Source organism: Polaribacter sp. AHE13PA (assembly GCF_019278505.1).
In the GTDB taxonomy this organism is placed as follows: Bacteria; Bacteroidota; Bacteroidia; order Flavobacteriales; family Flavobacteriaceae; genus Polaribacter.
The window spans coordinates 3,783,561-3,801,917 of record NZ_CP058985.1 but is presented as its reverse complement, the minus strand read 5'-3'; the positions used below and the strand labels follow the sequence as shown (position 1 = coordinate 3,801,917).

15 protein-coding genes and 1 pseudogene are annotated in these 18,357 nt (G+C 30.8%); 6 read left to right on the top strand and 10 right to left on the bottom strand.

From position 1 onward, the window contains the following. Positions 1 to 91: 91 nt before the first annotated feature. The 4 genes and pseudogenes from H0I28_RS16125 to H0I28_RS16115 form a co-directional block, all read right to left on the bottom strand. Positions 92 to 1,303, bottom strand: a complete 1,212-nt coding sequence (locus H0I28_RS16125; RefSeq protein ID WP_218759770.1) for an NAD(P)/FAD-dependent oxidoreductase — start codon at positions 1,301 to 1,303, stop codon at positions 92 to 94. A gap of 93 nt (positions 1,304 to 1,396) precedes the next feature. After that, positions 1,397 to 2,323, bottom strand: coding sequence for a GYDIA family GHMP kinase (locus tag H0I28_RS16120; RefSeq protein WP_218759769.1), 927 nt, complete (start codon positions 2,321 to 2,323; stop codon positions 1,397 to 1,399). Further along, complete coding sequence (locus H0I28_RS17620; protein ID WP_254712748.1) at positions 2,323 to 2,532, bottom strand: DUF1569 domain-containing protein; 210 nt, start codon at positions 2,530 to 2,532, stop codon at positions 2,323 to 2,325. Before H0I28_RS17620 ends, H0I28_RS16120 begins: the two co-directional genes overlap by 1 nt. Positions 2,533 to 2,781: 249 nt before the next feature. After that, positions 2,782 to 4,062, bottom strand: a pseudogene (locus tag H0I28_RS16115) (hydroxymethylglutaryl-CoA reductase, degradative); the annotation flags it as partial. Positions 4,063 to 4,194: 132 nt separating this feature from the next. Between H0I28_RS16115 and H0I28_RS16110 the strand changes: the two are divergent. The 4 genes from H0I28_RS16110 (at position 4,195) to H0I28_RS16095 (ending at position 10,085) form a co-directional block, all read left to right on the top strand. Further along, entirely contained in the window at positions 4,195 to 6,396 is a 2,202-nt protein-coding gene (locus H0I28_RS16110; RefSeq protein WP_218759767.1) for a S9 family peptidase, read from the top strand. An 11-nt stretch (positions 6,397 to 6,407) separates the two neighbouring features. Next, the gene (locus tag H0I28_RS16105) at positions 6,408 to 7,832 is read left to right on the top strand and encodes a peptide MFS transporter (protein ID WP_218759766.1); all 1,425 of its coding nucleotides are present in this window, start codon (positions 6,408 to 6,410) and stop codon (positions 7,830 to 7,832) included. A 76-nt stretch (positions 7,833 to 7,908) separates the two neighbouring features. After that, a complete protein-coding gene (locus H0I28_RS16100; RefSeq protein ID WP_218759764.1) occupies positions 7,909 to 9,477 on the top strand; it encodes a peptide MFS transporter in 1,569 nt (522 codons plus the stop codon). 86 nt (positions 9,478 to 9,563) lie between these two features. After that, positions 9,564 to 10,085, top strand: a complete 522-nt coding sequence (locus H0I28_RS16095) for a DUF255 domain-containing protein (RefSeq protein ID WP_218755133.1) — start codon at positions 9,564 to 9,566, stop codon at positions 10,083 to 10,085. 34 nt (positions 10,086 to 10,119) lie between these two features. Here H0I28_RS16095 and H0I28_RS16090 read toward each other — a convergent pair whose 3' ends face one another. The 6 genes from H0I28_RS16090 to surE all read right to left on the bottom strand — a co-directional run bounded on the left by H0I28_RS16090 (position 10,120) and on the right by surE (position 15,284). Continuing rightward, positions 10,120 to 12,135 (bottom strand): ComEC/Rec2 family competence protein, encoded by a 2,016-nt coding sequence (locus H0I28_RS16090; protein ID WP_218759762.1) that lies wholly within the window; start codon positions 12,133 to 12,135, stop codon positions 10,120 to 10,122. Between the two features lie 39 nt (positions 12,136 to 12,174). Further along, positions 12,175 to 12,657, bottom strand: coding sequence for a C40 family peptidase (locus H0I28_RS16085; protein WP_218759761.1), 483 nt, complete (start codon positions 12,655 to 12,657; stop codon positions 12,175 to 12,177). 34 nt (positions 12,658 to 12,691) lie between these two features. Further along, positions 12,692 to 13,027 carry a n-acetylglutamate synthase gene (locus H0I28_RS16080; RefSeq protein ID WP_218732424.1) on the bottom strand — a complete coding sequence of 112 codons (336 nt, stop codon included), beginning with the start codon at positions 13,025 to 13,027 and terminating at the stop codon, positions 12,692 to 12,694. 11 nt (positions 13,028 to 13,038) lie between these two features. Then, positions 13,039 to 14,160: a lipid-A-disaccharide synthase gene (lpxB, locus tag H0I28_RS16075; protein ID WP_218759759.1), complete on the bottom strand. Its 1,122-nt coding sequence runs from the start codon at positions 14,158 to 14,160 to the stop codon at positions 13,039 to 13,041. A gap of 78 nt (positions 14,161 to 14,238) precedes the next feature. Next, a complete protein-coding gene (locus H0I28_RS16070) occupies positions 14,239 to 14,526 on the bottom strand; it encodes a hypothetical protein (RefSeq protein ID WP_165733801.1) in 288 nt (95 codons plus the stop codon). Continuing rightward, entirely contained in the window at positions 14,514 to 15,284 is a 771-nt protein-coding gene (gene surE / locus H0I28_RS16065; RefSeq protein ID WP_218761824.1) for a 5'/3'-nucleotidase SurE, read from the bottom strand. Before surE ends, H0I28_RS16070 begins: the two co-directional genes overlap by 13 nt. A 332-nt stretch (positions 15,285 to 15,616) precedes the next feature. On the opposite strand from surE, the gene H0I28_RS16060 reads away from it, so the two are divergent. Further along, complete coding sequence (locus tag H0I28_RS16060) at positions 15,617 to 17,746, top strand: carboxy terminal-processing peptidase (RefSeq protein ID WP_218759757.1); 2,130 nt, start codon at positions 15,617 to 15,619, stop codon at positions 17,744 to 17,746. Between the two features lie 77 nt (positions 17,747 to 17,823). After that, positions 17,824 to 18,270, top strand: a complete 447-nt coding sequence (locus H0I28_RS16055; protein ID WP_218732420.1) for a thioesterase family protein — start codon at positions 17,824 to 17,826, stop codon at positions 18,268 to 18,270. The last annotated feature ends 87 nt before the right edge of the window (positions 18,271 to 18,357 follow it).

The following is an 18,357-nucleotide window of genomic DNA, read 5'->3' as shown; positions in this document are numbered from 1 at the left end:
ATTTTTACACCACTCTTCATTGCGAGGAACAAAGCAACCTCTCCGTTAAATAACAGATTGCTTCGTTCCTCGCAATGACATTTTTAATATTTTAATCTTCTGCCAAAGCATTTGCACAAATAAAACCACTTGTCCACGCATTCTGGAAATTGAAACCTCCAGTAACAGCATCAATATTTAAAACTTCACCAACAAAAAATAGATTTTGGTGTTTCTTACTTTCAAAGCGTTTAAAGTTAATTTCTTTTAAATCGATTCCTCCAGCAGTTACAAATTCATCTTTAAAAGTAGTTCTTCCGTTGGCATTAAAAACACCTTTTGTCAATTGACTTGCTAAACCTTCTAATTGATTATTATTTAAATCTGCCCAATTCTGAGTTGCACTAATTCCTGCTGCAAGTACAAAACGCTCCCACAATCTTTTAGAAACCTCAGCAAATGGCGATTTTAAAATAGCCGTTTTTCTAGGTTCTTTCTTTTTTAAATTTAAAAGAACATTTAAAACTTTATCGGTTGGTCTAGACAACCAGTTTACCTCTACGTTATATTGATAATTTTTATCAGCCAAAATTCTTGCGCCAAAGGCGGATAATTTTAAAACCGCGGGACCACTCATTCCCCAATGTGTAATTAACAAAGGTCCGGATGCTTCTAATTTTGTTCCAGAAATGGTAACTGTAGCATTTGGCACAGAAGTTCCTAATAAATCTACCAATCTTTTATCGTTAATATTAAAGGTAAATAAAGACGGAACTGGTTCTACAACGCTATGATCTAATGTTTGGCATAATTCCCATACTTTTTTAGAACTTCCTGCAGCAATTACTAATTTATCTGCTTCAAAAACTTGTTCTTTTGTGTTGATAATCCATTTATTATCTTGTTGAGAAACCGAATTTACACCACAGTTTGTTAACACTTTAATTCCTAAGTTATCAACAGCATTTTGAAAACAATCTATAATTGCCTGACTTGTATTTGCTTCTGGAAAAACACGATTATCGTCTTCTATTTTTAAAGGAACTCCTCTGTTTTCGAACCATTCAAAAGTATCGCCTGTCATAAACTGGTGAAAAGGCCCTAACAATTCTTTTTTTCCTCTTGGATAGAATTCTGTTAAGTCCTTTGGTATAAAACATGCGTGTGTAACATTACATCTTCCACCTCCAGAAATTTTCACCTTTTGTAAAACGTCTTTTCCTTTTTCGAGAATTGTAATATCTAATTCAGGGTTATTTTCTTTAGCGTTTATCGCTGTAAAATATCCTGCTGCTCCTCCTCCAATAATTATTACTTTACTCATTTGTTTATCTTGTATAAAACCTCTCGACTGCGCTCGAGGAGACATTTAGAATATTAATTGTCAGGTCGAGCGCAGTCGAGACCTAATATTTTATTATAAAACCATCTGACTGTAAGTCAATATGGTTTCAAATCCTTTATTTTTAAAATAGCTTGGTGTTGATGCGTCTCCTGTTACTAAAACAAAATCTCCTCCCCAAGCACCTAAACTTTTTACCGATCCAAAATAGTCTGGAAACAACTTCTCTTTAACTGTTTTTAGTTTTATAATTGAACTGATAATTTGTTCATGTTCAACTATTAATTCCTCAAATTCTTGTAATGATTTTGTAGTTAAAAATTCCTCAGAAATTTCTGAAATTCTCTTTATTTCTTTATCAAAATTAATGTTACTCTCCCTGAACTTTGCAATTCCTTCTTTAGAATCTTGCTTCTGATTTAAATGAACAAAAAACAAATTCTCTTTAAAACTCGGGTTGAATGTTACTTGCTCAACAACAGGTTCTTTATTTTCTATTTGATAAAAAACTGGCGTATCGTTTTGTGCACAAGCAATATCATAACCACTTCCTTTAAAGGAATTCCAAAGCAACTTAAAAGCATCTACTTTTGCCCAAGATGCAACAGAATTTATTAAAGTTGATGAAGTTCCTAATCCCCAATTTCTTGGAAATGTAAGGTTTGTTTTTACAACAAATCCGTTTTCTGATGCTAAAAAATCTGGATTTAAGTTTTTAGCTTCTTTTAAAATATCTAACAACGTTTCTGCAATAACCTCTCCACTTCCTTCTTTATCGGAATTGAAGGTACAATTTATCAAACGTAGTTTTTTTAAATCGAAAACAGCCTCAAACCAACATTCTCCGGTGTGTGTAAAACTTCCCCAAATAATTTGAGGTTCTTTTATTTTCTCAACACTTAAATTTTGTCCAAATTTAGTTGGAATTGCCAAAGATTTTGCGCCATCTAAAACAAGATATTCTCCTGTTAATAAAAGTTTTCCGTTAGAATAAAAATTCATTATACCAATCCAAATTGTTTAAAATGATGTGTAAAATGTTTTACATGAAATTTTTGCCAATACTCATAATCTAACTCTCCAAAAAACGGATGATTTTCAGCTTTGGCTATTTCAAAATGAACTTTAAAAGCATCAATTTGAATGAATAAATCATGAATTGCTTCACCTACAGAATTAAATTTTAAGGCATTTGGTTCTTCAGACAACATACTTGCTTTAAACCCAACTTGCAACTCCCCTTCTGTATTTAAAAAAGGTTTTCTTCTTGCTGATTTTTCATCAGAAACATAATAATCAGCAGCTATTTTTCCATTAGAAATTTGTAATAAAAAACTTAAATGTTCTATCATTTGTTGCCCATTCATCTTCCCAAAAAGCGGCTTTGTCTTTTCATAAATCTTAGCCAGTTTATAACTTACCAAGTTCTTATTAAAAAAATCAATCCAATTGATAGAAGGTTTTCTTAAAGCATCTATTTTTTCTACAACTGCAGAATGTGTCACTGTCTTTTTATCAAAAAAAGCTGTAACTATTTCTTTTTCTTCTTCGGTAGCATTAAACTGATTTAAGATATTCTGTAAATGCATTTTCATGTGTCCATGCTGAATTCCCTTAGTCGTTAAAGCTCTTAAAGCTGCAAAATTTTGAGCCAAACCTGCTGCTGCCATAATTTGCATTAAAGTTCTTGCAGATGGTTTTTGCAACATTTCTAAAGATAACTTTGCTAGAGGATGTAAACCTGTTAAGCCACCAACGGTTCCTAAAGCCAACGGAATATCAATCCAGAATTTAAAAATTCCATCATCAATAGTACAATGAGACAAGCTAGAGTATTGTCCGGATTTAGAAGCGTACGCGTGCGCACCAGCTTCTACTGCTCTAAAATCGTTACCAGTTGCTAAAACAACAGCATCAATTCCATTCATAATTCCTTTATTATGCGTTACCGCTCTATAAGGCTCTATTTCTGCAATTTTTACTGCTTGGTAAAATTTCTCTGCAAATCTCTGAGGATTTTCACCTCCTAATTCTTCTATCTTACAACTCACTTCTGCCCTAACCAAACATTCTGGAACGTAGTTAGAAAGTATGCTCATTACAATTTCTATATCGTCTTTTTCAAACTTTTTAGCAATTGCTTCTAAGCATGAGTTTATAAAATTTGCACCCATTGAATCTTTCGTTTCAAAGGTTGCATGTAGTTGGTAATAGTTTTCTAATTTATCAGTTTTATCAACTAATTTTATATCTAAAATTCCACCACCACGTTTTTCCATATTTTTAGTGATAGAAGCCGTTGCAGCAAATAATTCTGTTTTATTTTTATTAAAATAGTCTTCAAGATTGGTTTTATCTCCAGCATACATAAAATGGACTTGCCCAATTTTTGTTGTACCAATTACCTTGGTTTTAAAACCTCCTCTTGTACTCCAAAATTTACCAACCAAAGAAGCAGCTGCTACTACAGAACTTTCTTCTACCACCATAGGAATTACATAAGCTCTATCATTAATCACAAAATTTGGTGCAATACCAAAAGGCATGTAAAAGTTAGAAATTGTATTCTCAATAAAGTCATCATGAAGTTGTTGCAATTCAGCATCATCATTCCAATATTGTTTAATTATATCTTTTGTATGGAAATGATTGTGGAAATAATTCTCTGTTAACCACGTAATTTTTTCATCTTTCGTTAACTTAGAAAAACCAGAAATAAGTTTGCTCATTAATTTGGGTATAAAACTATCAACAACAAAGATAAGTCAAACTGTTAAAACATTAATAGATAATCAACATTTATGGATTTTTAAGATATTTTTTATGGATTTTTGCGTAAACTTGGCAAACTTTTATCAAATACAAGGTCTACAATGAGAAAAGGAGTCTCCCTTACAGTTATTTTACTATTAATTAACTGTATAACATTTGCACAAGTAAATGCAAGTAAAACATCAAACAAAAAAAACATAACATTAGAAGAAATCTGGAACGGAACATTTTCTGCAGATAGAATGAATTCTTTAAATTCTATGAATGGCGATTATTATGCTGTTTTAGATTTTAATAGATCATCTAGATCGGTTACTGTGGATAAATACAGTTACAAAACTTTAGAAAAAGTTGAAACAATTGTAAATAGTGCCGATTTAAAAGGTTTAAGTAGTTTCTCTTCTTATAGTTTTAATAATGATGAAACCAAACTGATTTTAGGAACCAACTTCCAACAAATTTATCGTCATTCTAAAAAAGGAACCTATTATGCTTATGATATTGCTTCTAAAGAATTGACGTTGATTGGTGAGGCAATTCAAGAACCAGTTTTTTCTCCGGACAATAAAAATGTGGCGTATGCAAAAGACAATAACATTTTTATTAAAAATGTAGCTTCAAACCAAATTACTCAGGTAACAACGGATGGTAAAATAAATGAAATCATCAACGGAATTACAGACTGGGTCTATGAAGAAGAATTTGCTTTTGTAAGAGCTTTTGAATGGAATAAAACAGGAACTCATTTAGCTTTTTTACGTTTTGATGAAACCAACGTTCCTACTTTTTCTATGGATGTTGTTGGTACAGAATTATACCCAACACAACAAGTTTTTAAGTATCCGAAAGCAGGTGAAAAAAATGCAGATGTTACTTTACACATGTATACGCTTTCATCTAAAAATACAGAAAAAATTTCTTTAGGAGATTATGAATATATTCCTAGAATTAAATGGTCTAATGATTCAGATATTTTAGTTGCAACGACTTTAAACCGTCATCAAAATAACTTAAACCTACACAAAGTTAATTCTCAAAATGCTACTGCTTCTTTATTATTAAATGAAACTGATAAAGCGTATGTAGATATTACAGACAATCTTACTTTTTTAGCTGATAACAGTTTTATTTGGACAAGCGAAAAGGATGGTTACAACCATATTTATCATTATGATTTTAATGGTAAATTAATCAATCAAATTACAAAAGGAGATTGGGAAGTAACCAACTACTACGGTTTTAACGAAAAAAAGAAAACCATCTATTATCAATCTGTAGAAAACGGATCTATCAATAGAGGTGTGTATTCTATCAACATAAAAGGAAAAAAGAAACAGTTATTAAGTAATGAAAGCGGACAAAATACTGCGTCATTCAGTAAAAACTTAAACTTCTTTATCAACACATATTCATCAGCAGAAACACCACCTATTTATTCTTTATACACTGCTAAAGGACAAATGTTAAAGGTGATCAAAAATAATGATGCTTTAAAAGAAAGATTATCGGCATATAAAATGAGTCCTAAAGAGTTTTCTACAATCAACATTAACGGAAACGACTTAAATATGTGGATGATTAAGCCTTTAGATTTTGATGAAAACAAGAAATATCCATTATTAATGTTTCAATATTCTGGTCCAGGTTCTCAACAAGTTGGAAATACTTGGAACGGTAGCAATGATTATTGGCACAATATGTTAGCCCAAAAGGGAATGATTGTAGTTTGTGTTGATGGACGTGGTACTGGTTTTAAAGGTGCCGATTTTAAAAAGGTAACTCAGAAAGAATTGGGTAAATATGAAGTTGAAGATCAAATAGCAGCAGCAAAAAAATTAGTAGAACGTTCTTATATAGACAATAATAATGTTGGTATTTGGGGATGGTCTTATGGTGGTTTTATGAGCACCAATTGTATTTTAAAAGGAAATGATATTTTTACCACAGCAATAGCAGTAGCTCCGGTTACTTCTTGGCGTTTTTACGATTCTGTTTATACAGAACGTTATATGCAAACTCCACAAGAAAATGCAAGTGGTTATGATGATAATTCGCCATTTAATTATGCAAATAAATTAAAAGGAAACTACTTATTAGTTCACGGAACTGGTGATGATAATGTACATGTACAAAACTCTTACAGAATGATAAATTCTTTAATTGAAGCTAATAAACAATTTGATATGTTTATTGTACCAGACCGAGCACACGGAATTTATAAAGGAAGAAATACTCGTTTAAATTTGTTCACAAAAATGACTAACTTTATCGACGAAAATTTAAATACAGAATCAACTAAATAAAAGGATAAACTATGAGTAATTTAATAAAAGAACCACACGAAAAAGAATTATTTGGGCATCCTGTAGGATTGTACGTATTATTTTTTGTTGAAATGTGGGAACGTTTTTCATATTATGGAATGCGTGCAATTTTAACCTTATATCTTGCTGCTCCAATTATTATAGGAGATCCTCAATCTGGTTTTGGTTGGTCTAATGGAGAAACTTTATCTTTTTACGGAACATATACCATGTTTGTGTATTTAACTTCCATTCCTGGAGGCTGGATTGCAGATAAATTTATAGGACAGAAAAAAGCAGTAATGCTGGGAGGAATTTTACTATGTATTGGTCATGGAATTTTAGCCGTAGAAGCACAATGGGCATTCTTTACAGGACTTCTTTTTATTGTTATTGGTGTAGGTTTTTTAAAACCAAACATCTCTACAATGGTTGGTGGTTTGTACAAACAAGGAGACGAAAGAAGAGATAAAGGTTTTTACGTTTTCTATATAGGAATTAATTTGGGAGCTTTCTTAGGAGCTATTTTAGTTGGTGCAGTTGCCGCTAAATATGGCTGGCATTATGGTTTTGGTCTTGCAGGTATTGGTATGGCACTGGGACAAATTGTATATATGTATGGCTTAAAATATTTAGGTAGTGTTGGAAATTTTATCGGTAATGCAGATTCACCTGATAAAGAATTACTAAAAAAGCCTTTAACTAAAATTGAAAAAGATAGAATGTTAGTAATGTTTCTTTCTTTCTTAATAATTATTGTTTTTTGGGGTGCTTTTGAACAAGCCGGTGGGTTAATGAGTTTATATACAGAACAAAAAACAAATAGAATTTTATCTTTCTCTTTACCTTTAATTGGAAATGAAATTCCTGCAGCTGTTTTTCAATCTGTTAATGCCTTTTTTATTATTGTTTTAGGTACTGCAGTTGGTGGGTTTTGGTATAATTGGAAAAAGAAAGGAAGAGAATCTTCTTCTTTATTTAAGATGGCGATAGGTGTAATTATTATGGCTTTTGGTTTTTTCTTTATGAGTAAAGCTGCTTCTGAAGTGGTTATGAATGGAGATGAAGTAGCAGAAAAATCTGCAATGATTTGGTTAATATTAGCATACCTTTTTCATACTATTGGTGAGCTTTGTGCTTCTCCGGTTGCATTGTCTTTTATCACTAAGTTAGCACCGTTAAAATACGCTTCTCTAATGATGGGAGCATATTTTGCTGCAACTGGTTTAGGTAATAAAGTCGCAGGTTTTATTGGAGGTCTATCTGAAGATGCTGGAGATTTTGAAGTTTTTACAGGAATCGCAATAACATGTACAATTTTTGGTTTATTAATTATTGCAATATTAAAACCTCTAAAGAGGCTAACACATGGAGCTGAAGATAGGCAAGCAATTAAAAATGAAGAAACAGAAGGTTTCGAACTAGCTGATAATTAATGAAACAAAATAATAAACCTCATAAATGATATCTTAATGAGGTTTGTTATACTTATATAATTTTATTTTTTTTTACATGAATACAGCCAAATACAGATTTGAAGGTTCAGAAATGAACAATAAATTATTGCTAGGACACCCAGCAGGTTTATTTATTTTATTTTTCACAGAAATGTGGGAGCGTTTTTCATATTATGGAATGCGTGCATTATTAGTTATTTTTTTAATTTCATCATTAACTGATGGCGGTTGGGCTTGGAGTCGTGAAGATGCTTTAAGTTTATACGGTACATACACAATGTTAGTTTACTTTACTCCTATTATTGGAGGTATTTTAGCCGATAGATTTTTAGGATACAGAAATGCAGTTGTTATAGGTGCTTTATTAATGACACTTGGACACGCAGCGATGGCATTCGATACTCCTTGGGCATTATATGTAGGTATTGGTTTACTAATTGCAGGAAATGGTTTCTTTAAACCTAATATTACTTCAATTATTAATGGTGTTTATAAAAACGCTCAAGAAAAAAAGGATGGTGCATTTACTATTTTTTATATGGGTGTAAATGCTGGTGCTTTTTTAGGTATTATGCTTTGTGGTTATGTAGGTGAAACTTATGGTTGGCATTTTGGTTTTGGTTTAGCTGGTATTTTTATGTTTTTCGGAATGTTACAATTCTATTTCGCTCAAAGCATTTTTGGTAATGTTGGTACAAAGCCAAGTAAAATTGTTGATTTATCTGATGCAGTTGCTAACAAAGATGAAAAGAGTTATGACGATGTACCTAGCAATGTACAAAGAGACAGATATATTGTTGTTGGTATTTTAGCATTCTTTACTATTTTCTTTTGGGCTGCATTTGAACAAGCGGGTGGTTCTATGACTATTTTTGCTAAAGATTATACCAATAGAGTATTAGAAGGTAGCGCTGCAAATATTTTTAGAATAGCAAATACACTACTTACTGTTGTTCCTTTAATGATTATTACCTATGTTTTAATTAGTTTATTTAAAATTACTTTTAAAAAATATGCATTATCTAATCTTTTCTTAGGAATCAGTTTTGCGATAATTTGGATCATCGTAATCATCATGTTAAAAAACCAGTTTAGTGAAGTTTCTACGGAAATACCTGCTTCTTGGTTTGGTATTTTAAATTCATTCTTTATTATAACATTTGCGCCTTTATTTTCTAAAATATGGGAAAGTAAATTCAATCCACCTGCAACCGTAAAATTTGGTGTCGGATTAATATTATTAGGACTAGGGTTCTTAGTTTTGGCCTATGGTTCTGCTAGTATACCTCAAGGTGCACAAACAGCATCTGTAAGTGTTATTTGGCTTATTTTAGCCTATTTACTTCACACTTTAGGTGAATTAAGTTTATCTCCTGTAGGCTTGTCTTACGTTTCTAAACTAGTACCAGGAAAAATGATTGCTATGATGTTTGGTCTATGGTATATAGCTGTTGGTATGGGAAATAAATTAGCTGGTTTGATGGGAGGAATGATTGATGAAATAACAACGAAATACTCTATGAGTACCTTCTTTTTAATTTTCACTTTTGTACCTATCATTGCAGGTCTTTTAATTATGAGCTTAACGCCTTTATTAAAAAAACTAATGCACGGAGTAAAATAAACTTCATCAAAATAAATGAAAAAAAGAGCTTTTTTAAAGGCTCTTTTTTTTTGTAAATTAGACATAAATATTACGACTCAATAATTATGAAAAAACTGATATTACTTATTGCTGTTTGCCTATTTTGTATAAATACAAATGGACAAGAAAATATTAAATGGCTTGATTTTGAAGAAGCTATCGAATTAAACAAAGCAAATCCTAAACCTATTTTAGTTGATATATATACAGATTGGTGTGGCTATTGTAAAAAAATGGATTTAAACACTTACTCTAACAAAACCATTGGTGATTATATAAATAAAAACTTTTACGCTGTTAAACTAGACGGAGAAGGTAAAAAAGACATTGTTTTTAATGATCATACATTTAAATTTCAAAAAGAAGGTAGACGTGGCTATCACCAATTAGCAGCTTCTTTAATGGATGGAAAATTATCGTATCCAACTACCCTCTTTTTGTCGGAAGATGTACAGTTATTAGATAAAATCCCTGGTTATTTAGACAAAGAAATTATGGAAAAAATATTAGTCTATTTTTCTGAAGAAGTATACAAAACTAAAAAATGGGAAGACTTTAATACCGATTTTAAAAGCAGTTTAAAATAATACTATTATAGACATAAACACCTACAAGTTTATTTTAATCAATGATAAACGCTCCATTTTGACCTGTATAATGAAATGGAATTTGATGTTTTAAACAAGTCTCTTCCCAACGATTTACACTACTCTTATAATTAGAACCATCAGCAATAATTTGTGATGGTTTTATTGTTTTTATCAATCTTGATAAATTTATTTTTGGCGAATATTGCAAAACTACAATTGGTTCCCTCATTCCAGAAATCGTATAAATCCCCAAACTATCAATCAGTAAAATATCCTTTTTAGAAAATTGAAGAAAGTTCTTAAAATTGAATTCCTTAACCTCATCAATACCTTCTGAAACTCGGTACGTTTTAATACTATTTTCATTCTTAAACCTCATACTATCTATGTCGTGTTGCAAAAAGAGTTGTCTTCCTACTCTCTTTCCAATCACAGAAAATCTACTTTTATGAAACACAATCAATTCTTCTTTCGATTTATTTTCTTTCGTTTCAAATAGAAAAACAGTTTGTAAAAGTACTATTGAAACTAAAAAGTAAATCAAATTTTTAGATGATTTTTTGATTAAGAATGAAACTCCTAAAAACAAGAATACATACCAAAACAACATCGTAACAAATGAAATGGAAATTTCTTTAAATAAGAATTCTTCTTGAAGAGAAACCCAACTTACAAAACCATTCATCCAAGAAATAATCATTCCATAGATATTTGCCAAAACCTGAGGTAGAATATTTAAAAGTGATGTAATAATGACTAAAATCCCTCCGATTAAAATTGCCCCTAAAAAAGGAATAATAACTAAGTTTGATGCCAAAAATAACCCTGGAAATTGTTGAAAATAATAAATACTTAAAGGCAATATTCCTATTTGGGCTGCTATTGAAACGGTAAACAATTGCCAGAAAAAATCGACAAATTTAAACTTAGGTTTCCATATTGCATACAATTTAGGTTGTGTCCAAAGAATACCAAAAACTGCTAAATAGCTAAGTTGAAAACCAACATCAAAAAGAAACATAGGTTTTATCAATAGTAAAAAAAGCATGGAAGAGATAAAGGAAAACTCTACTACCTTTTTTCTTTGAAAAGACAACCCAATAGCAAAAAAAGTAAACATGGTAACCGCTCTAACTACAGATGCAGAAAGACCTGCGATAAATGCGAACATCCAAAGTAAAGAAACAATGATGAGTGTTTTTATAAACTTTCCGTACTTAATTCTTTCAACAGGTTTAAAAACGAAAGATAAAATTAATAAGATAACACCAACGTGTAAACCAGAAACTGCCAAAATATGGATTGCTCCTGCTCTTTGATAATCTACAATCAATTCTTTAGAAATATCTTGTCGTTGCCCCAACAAAAGTGCATTAATAACCGCTAATTCATTTTTCTTAAAATGGTATTTCTGTAATGCTTCCTGAATTTGATTTCTAAATTTCGCCGACAAACCAAATAAAGTGGCTGACTGAGTACGAAGCTTTAAAAACTGATTTGTATCCACAAATAATTGATGATGAATACCTTGTTTTGCTAAATAAGACTTATAGTTAAATTGATGCGGATTTAAAGGCGGAATTAACTCTTTTAAAGTAGGTTTTAAGAATAACTGATCATCAATTTGTAACGAATTTACACTACTATCATTCTTTACATTTAGAAGTATTGTTCCTGTAGTTTTCAGATCATCAACCTGAATAATAGCAGCCTCATATTTTTGGTAATAATTACCAGGTTTTAATATTTTATGAATCTGTAAAACAACCTTAGAATTGTCTTTTAAATGATATTTATAATATGAATCATAATTTCTGTCATCACCCACATAAACAGCCGAAACACCAATACAAAAGAATAAAACAAGAGCAGTACATGTTCTTAAAACCTTATGTTTTATCAGAAAAAATAAAACAGATAAACCTACCAAAAAAATAGTGGCCCTAAGAAAACTAAAAGTCCAAAATTGAGTGAAAAACTGGAAACAAATTCCAATAATTACAAGCACAACAAAGTGCAAGGGTATGTAATTGTACAACCTTTTCATAGCAAGTTAAAGTTACTAAAAAAAAACGTTAACTATTAATTACAAGATTGTTGTTGCTTTTACGAAGGCATTTTTCCAGTATTTTTCTGATAGTGCAGAAACAATTACACCTCTAGAAGTAGTGGCGTGTACAAACTTAATTTGTCCTTTTAAATGGGAAACCACCAAGCCAACATGATTGATATTCCCTCGTCTGTTTTTACTTGTTTTAAAGAACAATAAATCACCTTTTTTAACTTTACTTAAAGCAATTTTATCACCTCTCTTTGCCATATCCCTAGAGATTCTTGGCAATTGTACGTTTTCGTTTCCAAAGGCAACATATACCACTCCAGAGCAATCCATCCCTTTATTGGTAGTTCCTCCAAATTTGTAACGAACACCTTTATATTCTAAGGCATTTGCTACTATTTTATCCGCTTTAGTAATTGGTTTTGGTGTATTTTTAACAACCGTTTTAGTGGATGAACAAGAACTTAATAATAAAGAAAATACAACTATTAAAAAACTCCATTTCTTCATATTAATATTCTTTTACGTATCATTTGTACCTTCATTAAACTTCTTCTAAAACGGACATTCCACTTGTTTTATCACCAGAAGTCCACGTCCAATTTTCATAAAGAGTAATTTTTCCGTTAACCTCTATTTCAGGTTTAGAATAACAAATACCTGTCATTAATTCCCCTTTAAGATTTACTTGATGATAACGCATTTCTATATTCCCATGCTCATCTACAAGACCGATTAAATGACCTTTAACTATTTGTCCTCCTTTATATTCAGACGTTAAAATAGTACCTTTTTGCTTGTATGTAAAAATGGTTTCTTTTGAAGTTTCACCATTATCAGCATTTTGAACAACTCTAAACTTTTTATTATTATAGTTCATACAATTTAGAATTAGTTATCTCCTTTTCTTAAATCACTTACAATTTGTTTCGCTACTTTTTCTGAAGCACCTTTACCTCCCAATTTCTTTTCTAATTCAAAGTACTCTAAAAACAATTTTTCTCGATAGGTATCATCTAAAATCTTGGTCAATTCAATTTTTAAATTCTGCTTATTAAAATCATTCTGAATTAATTCTTTTACCACTTCTCTATCCATGATTAAATTAACCAAAGAAATAAATTTTAAAGTGATTATTCTTTTTGCAATATGATAAGAGATTGTTCCGCCTTTATAACAAACCACTTGTGGCACTTTAAACAAAGCGGTTTCTAAAGTTGCAGTGCCAGACCCAACAATTGCTGCATAAGAAATACTTAATAAATCGTACGTTTTATTGTTGATAAAAGAAACTTTACGATCACCAATAATACTTTGATAAAAACTAAAATCTTGACTTGGAGCCCCACCAATTACAAACTGATACTCAGAAAAATCATCAATTAAAGACAACATTACAGAGAGCATTTTGGTTATTTCTTGCTTTCTACTTCCGGGTAACAAAGCAATAATAGGTTTGTCTGTTAAGTTATATTCTTTTCTAAAAGCAGCTTCTTTTACTTGTTTTCTACCTGCAATTCCGTCAATTAAAGGATGCCCAACAAAAGTTACATTATAGTCGTATTTTTCATAAAATTCTTTTTCGAAAGGAAGGATTACAAACATTTTATCGATATCTCTTTTAATATCTTTTACTCTACTTGCTCTACTTGCCCAAACTTGTGGAGAAATATAATAATTGGTTTTAAAACCTTGCTCTTTTGCCCATTTAGCAACACGTAAATTAAACCCAGAGTTATCGATTAAAATAAGTACATCTGGCTTAAATTGGGCAATATCTTTTTTGCAAATTTTAATAAAACCCAATACCTTAGAAAGATTCATTATAACTTCAAAAAAGCCCATAAAAGCTCTTTCTTTATAATGACTAACCAAAGTTCCGCCAACATTTTGCATTAGATCTCCACCCCAAAACCGAATGTCTGCATTTGCATCTTCTTTATACAATGCTTTCATTAGGTTAGAGCCATGTAAATCTCCTGAAGCTTCACCAGCAATTATGTAATATTTCATAAGTTTTTACTTGTTTGGTCGAGCGCAGTCGAGACCTAATTAAACCTCTCGACTGCGCTCGAGGAGACATTATCTCTGTTAGAAAAACTTTAAAACTAAAGTAGTTAGTGCAATTAAAATAGTTGCCAATAAAACTCCTTTTGCTTTGTTGTCTTGTTTCTTTTTGATAAAAATAAAGAACACAAATAAATTAGGAATTGCAGCTAAAGACAATACTTTACCATACAATTCTCCTTCTTTAATTAAATCGATGGTCTCGTAAAAACCAAATTTAGAAATATATTCTAAATATAAAAATATACCTCCAAAAGTGGCAAATAAGGAAACCAATACGCCTATTAAAATATGTTTTTTTACAGTTCCCAAGCGTTTAATTTTTGAATCATGTGATGTGCAGTCATATCGAATTGTACAGGTACTACAGAAATATAACCACTTTCTAAGGCAAAAAGATCTGTATCTTGACCTTTATCTTTATTAATAAACTCACCAGAAAGCCAGTAATATTCTTTACCCATAGGGTTTTTTCGTTTATCAAAAATCTCTTTCCAAACTCCATTAGCTTGTCTACAAATTTTAATCCCTTTTATTTCTTCCTTTTTTAACTTCGGAATATTTACGTTTAAGACAACGCCTTCTGGAATTCCGTTTAGCAACGCATTTAAAGTAATCTTTTTTATATATTCTTCAGATTGTTTAAAATCTGCATGCCATTTAAAATCTAATAAAGAAAAACCAATAGCCGGTATACCTTCTATTCCTGCTTCTATTGCAGCACTCATAGTACCAGAATAAATAACACTAATAGATGCATTAGAACCATGATTAATTCCTGAAACACATAAATCTGGTTTTCTATTTAAAATTTCATTTACCGCCATTTTTACACAATCTGCAGGCGTACCAGAACAAGTGTATTCTAATTGCGGACCATCATCTATAGTTATGGCATTACAAGTTAAAACATTATCAACCGTAATTGCATGCCCCATTCCGCTTTGCGGACTATCAGGAGCCACCACAACAACTTCACCAATTTTATTCATTATTCTAATTAAAGCTCTTAAACCAGGAGCTGTAATTCCATCATCATTCGTAATTAAAATTAATGGTTTGTTTTGCATCATCATTGTTTAAAGTTCAAAATTTAGAATTAAAGGTAGTTTTCAATTAAAAAATTGAACTTTAAATTCTAAATTATTTTAAGCAAATATAATTGATTTTATACGATTCCTTTTTAACATTTTGTAAAGAATACAATTTCTCTTTTTTACGTAATATTGTAGAAACGAAAGCTATTTTGAAATTTAAAAATTGAACCAAAAGAAGAAATAGTGTTTAATCCATTCACAAAAACGAATAAGACTAGTAGTTCCTAAATAATTTTGGCATTATTTTAGTAGTTTAGCAAAGCACAACTAGTAATTTTAGAATTTAAAAAACGACATACCTAAATATGAAGACAAAATATAAAATCACCACATTTTTATTAGCAATACTTCTATTTGCAACTAGCTTGCAAACTCAAGCCGCTAATACGGATACCAATTCAGATCCTGAAAAAGATAAAATTTTAGTTTACATTCTTAGAAATATACTTACCAGAAGTCATTTTGTTGTAAAAGACATGAATGATGATTTTTCTGAATATGTGTATACCGAATTCATTGATGGTTTAGACCCAAGTAAAAGGTATTTTACTCAAAAGGATATGAAAGATTTTTCTAAATTCAAATATGAAATCGACAATCAACTTTTAAAAGAAGATGTCTCTTTCTATAATTTGGTTTATGAACGATTTACTAGTAAAATTAAAAATGCAAAATCATATTATGGTGATTTGTTAAAACAACCTTTTAACTTTAACAAAACGGAAACCATTGATGTAGATTATGAAAAAGTTCCTTTCGCTAAAAATGAAAACGAGCTGATAGACTACTGGCGTAAGCAATTAAAATTAAGTACTCTTATTAGAATTCAAGATAAGTTAGACAAACAAAAAGCGGACGTACTAAAAAACAAAAATCACAAAACAAAAAGTTTTGATGAACTTGAAAAAGAGGCACGTGCAGAAGTTCTTAAAAATATGGACGATTTATATGTTAGAATTGAAGAGCTAGAACATGAAGATTGGTTTTCTACTTTTCTAAACAGTGTTGTGGGTGCTTTTGACCCTCACACAACCTATATGGCGCCAAGTATAAAAGAACGTTTTGACCAAGACATGTCTGGTAAACTAGAAGGAATTGGAGCGCGTTTAGTAAAAAAGGGAATTTATACCGAAATTTTTGAATTGGTTTCTGGAGGTCCTGCATGGAAAGAAGGTAGCTTAGAACCTGGTGATATTATTCTAGAAGTTGCTCAAGGAGATGAAGAGCCATTAGATATTGTTGGGATGCGTTTAGATGATGCTATAAAATTTATCAAAGGAAAAAAAGGTACAGAAGTTAAATTAACCGTTAAGAAAAAATTAGACGGTACCAACAAAGTAATTTCTATTACTAGAGACGTTGTAGAACTAGAAGAAACTTTTGTAAAATCTAGTATTGTAGAAAAAGATGGTAAAAAATTCGGAATTATAGATTTACCTAAGTTTTATATCGATTTTAATGAGGAAAGTTATAGAGATTCTGCAAAAGATATGGAGCAAGAAATAGAACGCTTAAAAAGTGAAGGTGTTACTGGCTTAATTGTAGACCTAAGAAATAATGGAGGTGGTTCTTTAAAAACAGCCATTGAAATTAGTGGATTGTTTATTAATGAAGGTCCAATTGTACAAGTAAAATATAGAGGTGAAGATCCAATTATTAAAAAAGATATTGATCCAAAAATTCAATGGGAAGGAGCAGTAGTTGTTCTTGTAAATGAATTTTCTGCCTCAGCTTCAGAAATTTTTGCTGCAGCAATGCAAGATTATAAAAGAGCAGTAATTATGGGCGGTAACCAAACATATGGAAAAGGAACCGTGCAAAGTGTATTACCTATTAACCAATTTACAAAATACGATAAAGATTTAGGAGCTCTAAAAATGACTATTCAAAAATTCTATAGGGTTAATGGTGGTTCTACTCAAATTGAAGGAGTATATTCAGATATTGCAATGCCAGACAGATATAGTTACATGAAATTTGGCGAAAGAGATTTGGATGGCGCATTGGTTTGGGACAAAGTAAAGCAGGCAGATTACGTGCAAACAAATTCGTACCAAAATTTTAATGATGTTGTTAATAACAGTAAACAAAGAATTGCTACAGATTCTAAATTTAAGTTGATAAACGAATATGCTAAATGGTTAAAAAAGAAGCAAGACGATAATTCTTACTCTTTAAACTATAAACAATTTGAAGAAGTAAATGTAGCCAATGAAAAAGATGCAGAAAAATTTAAATCTGTTTTTGATTATAAATCAGATTTAACATTTAACTCTCCAACTTACGAACTTTCATTAATTAAAAAGGATACAGCACTAGCTGAAAAACGATTGGCATGGCATAAAAATTTATCGAAAGATGTCTATGTTTTTGAAGCTATAAACGTTTTAAGTGAGTTAAAAATGAATACCAAAAACGAAATAGTAAAACAATAATTACCAAATATTAAATAACAACAAGCCTGATAATATTGTCTAATGTTATCAGGTTTTTTGTTTCAAAAAGAGCTAACATGAGTTTTAAAGTAACATTTCACACAAAATGGTCTGACTTTGACCCAAACAGACACATGCGTCACACAGCATATAATGATTATGCTGCAGAAGTAAGAGTACGATATTTTAGAGATCAAAATTTCTCTATAGCAGAATTTACAAAACACAACCTTGGTCCTATTTTATTTACCGAAGAAACTTCTTTTAGAAAAGAAATCCATTTGGGAGAAAATATCTCTGTAGACTTTAAGATTTCTGGTTTATCTAAAAATGGTGAACGTTGGAAAATTACACATCAAGTTTTTAATGAAGCTGGTCAATTATCAGCAATTATAAAAGTATATGGAGCTTGGATAGATTTAACTAAACGAAAACTAACCGTACCTCCAAAAGAAGCCCAACATTTGTTTGACGCTTCCGAAAAAAGTGACGACTTTGAAGAGATAGCTCTTAAAAAAAGTTAAGAACATAAAAATACTTAATAAAAGGATTCAAGCTTGTCACGCTAAACATGTTTCAGCGTCTTATTTTCTTTACAAGCTATCAATTCT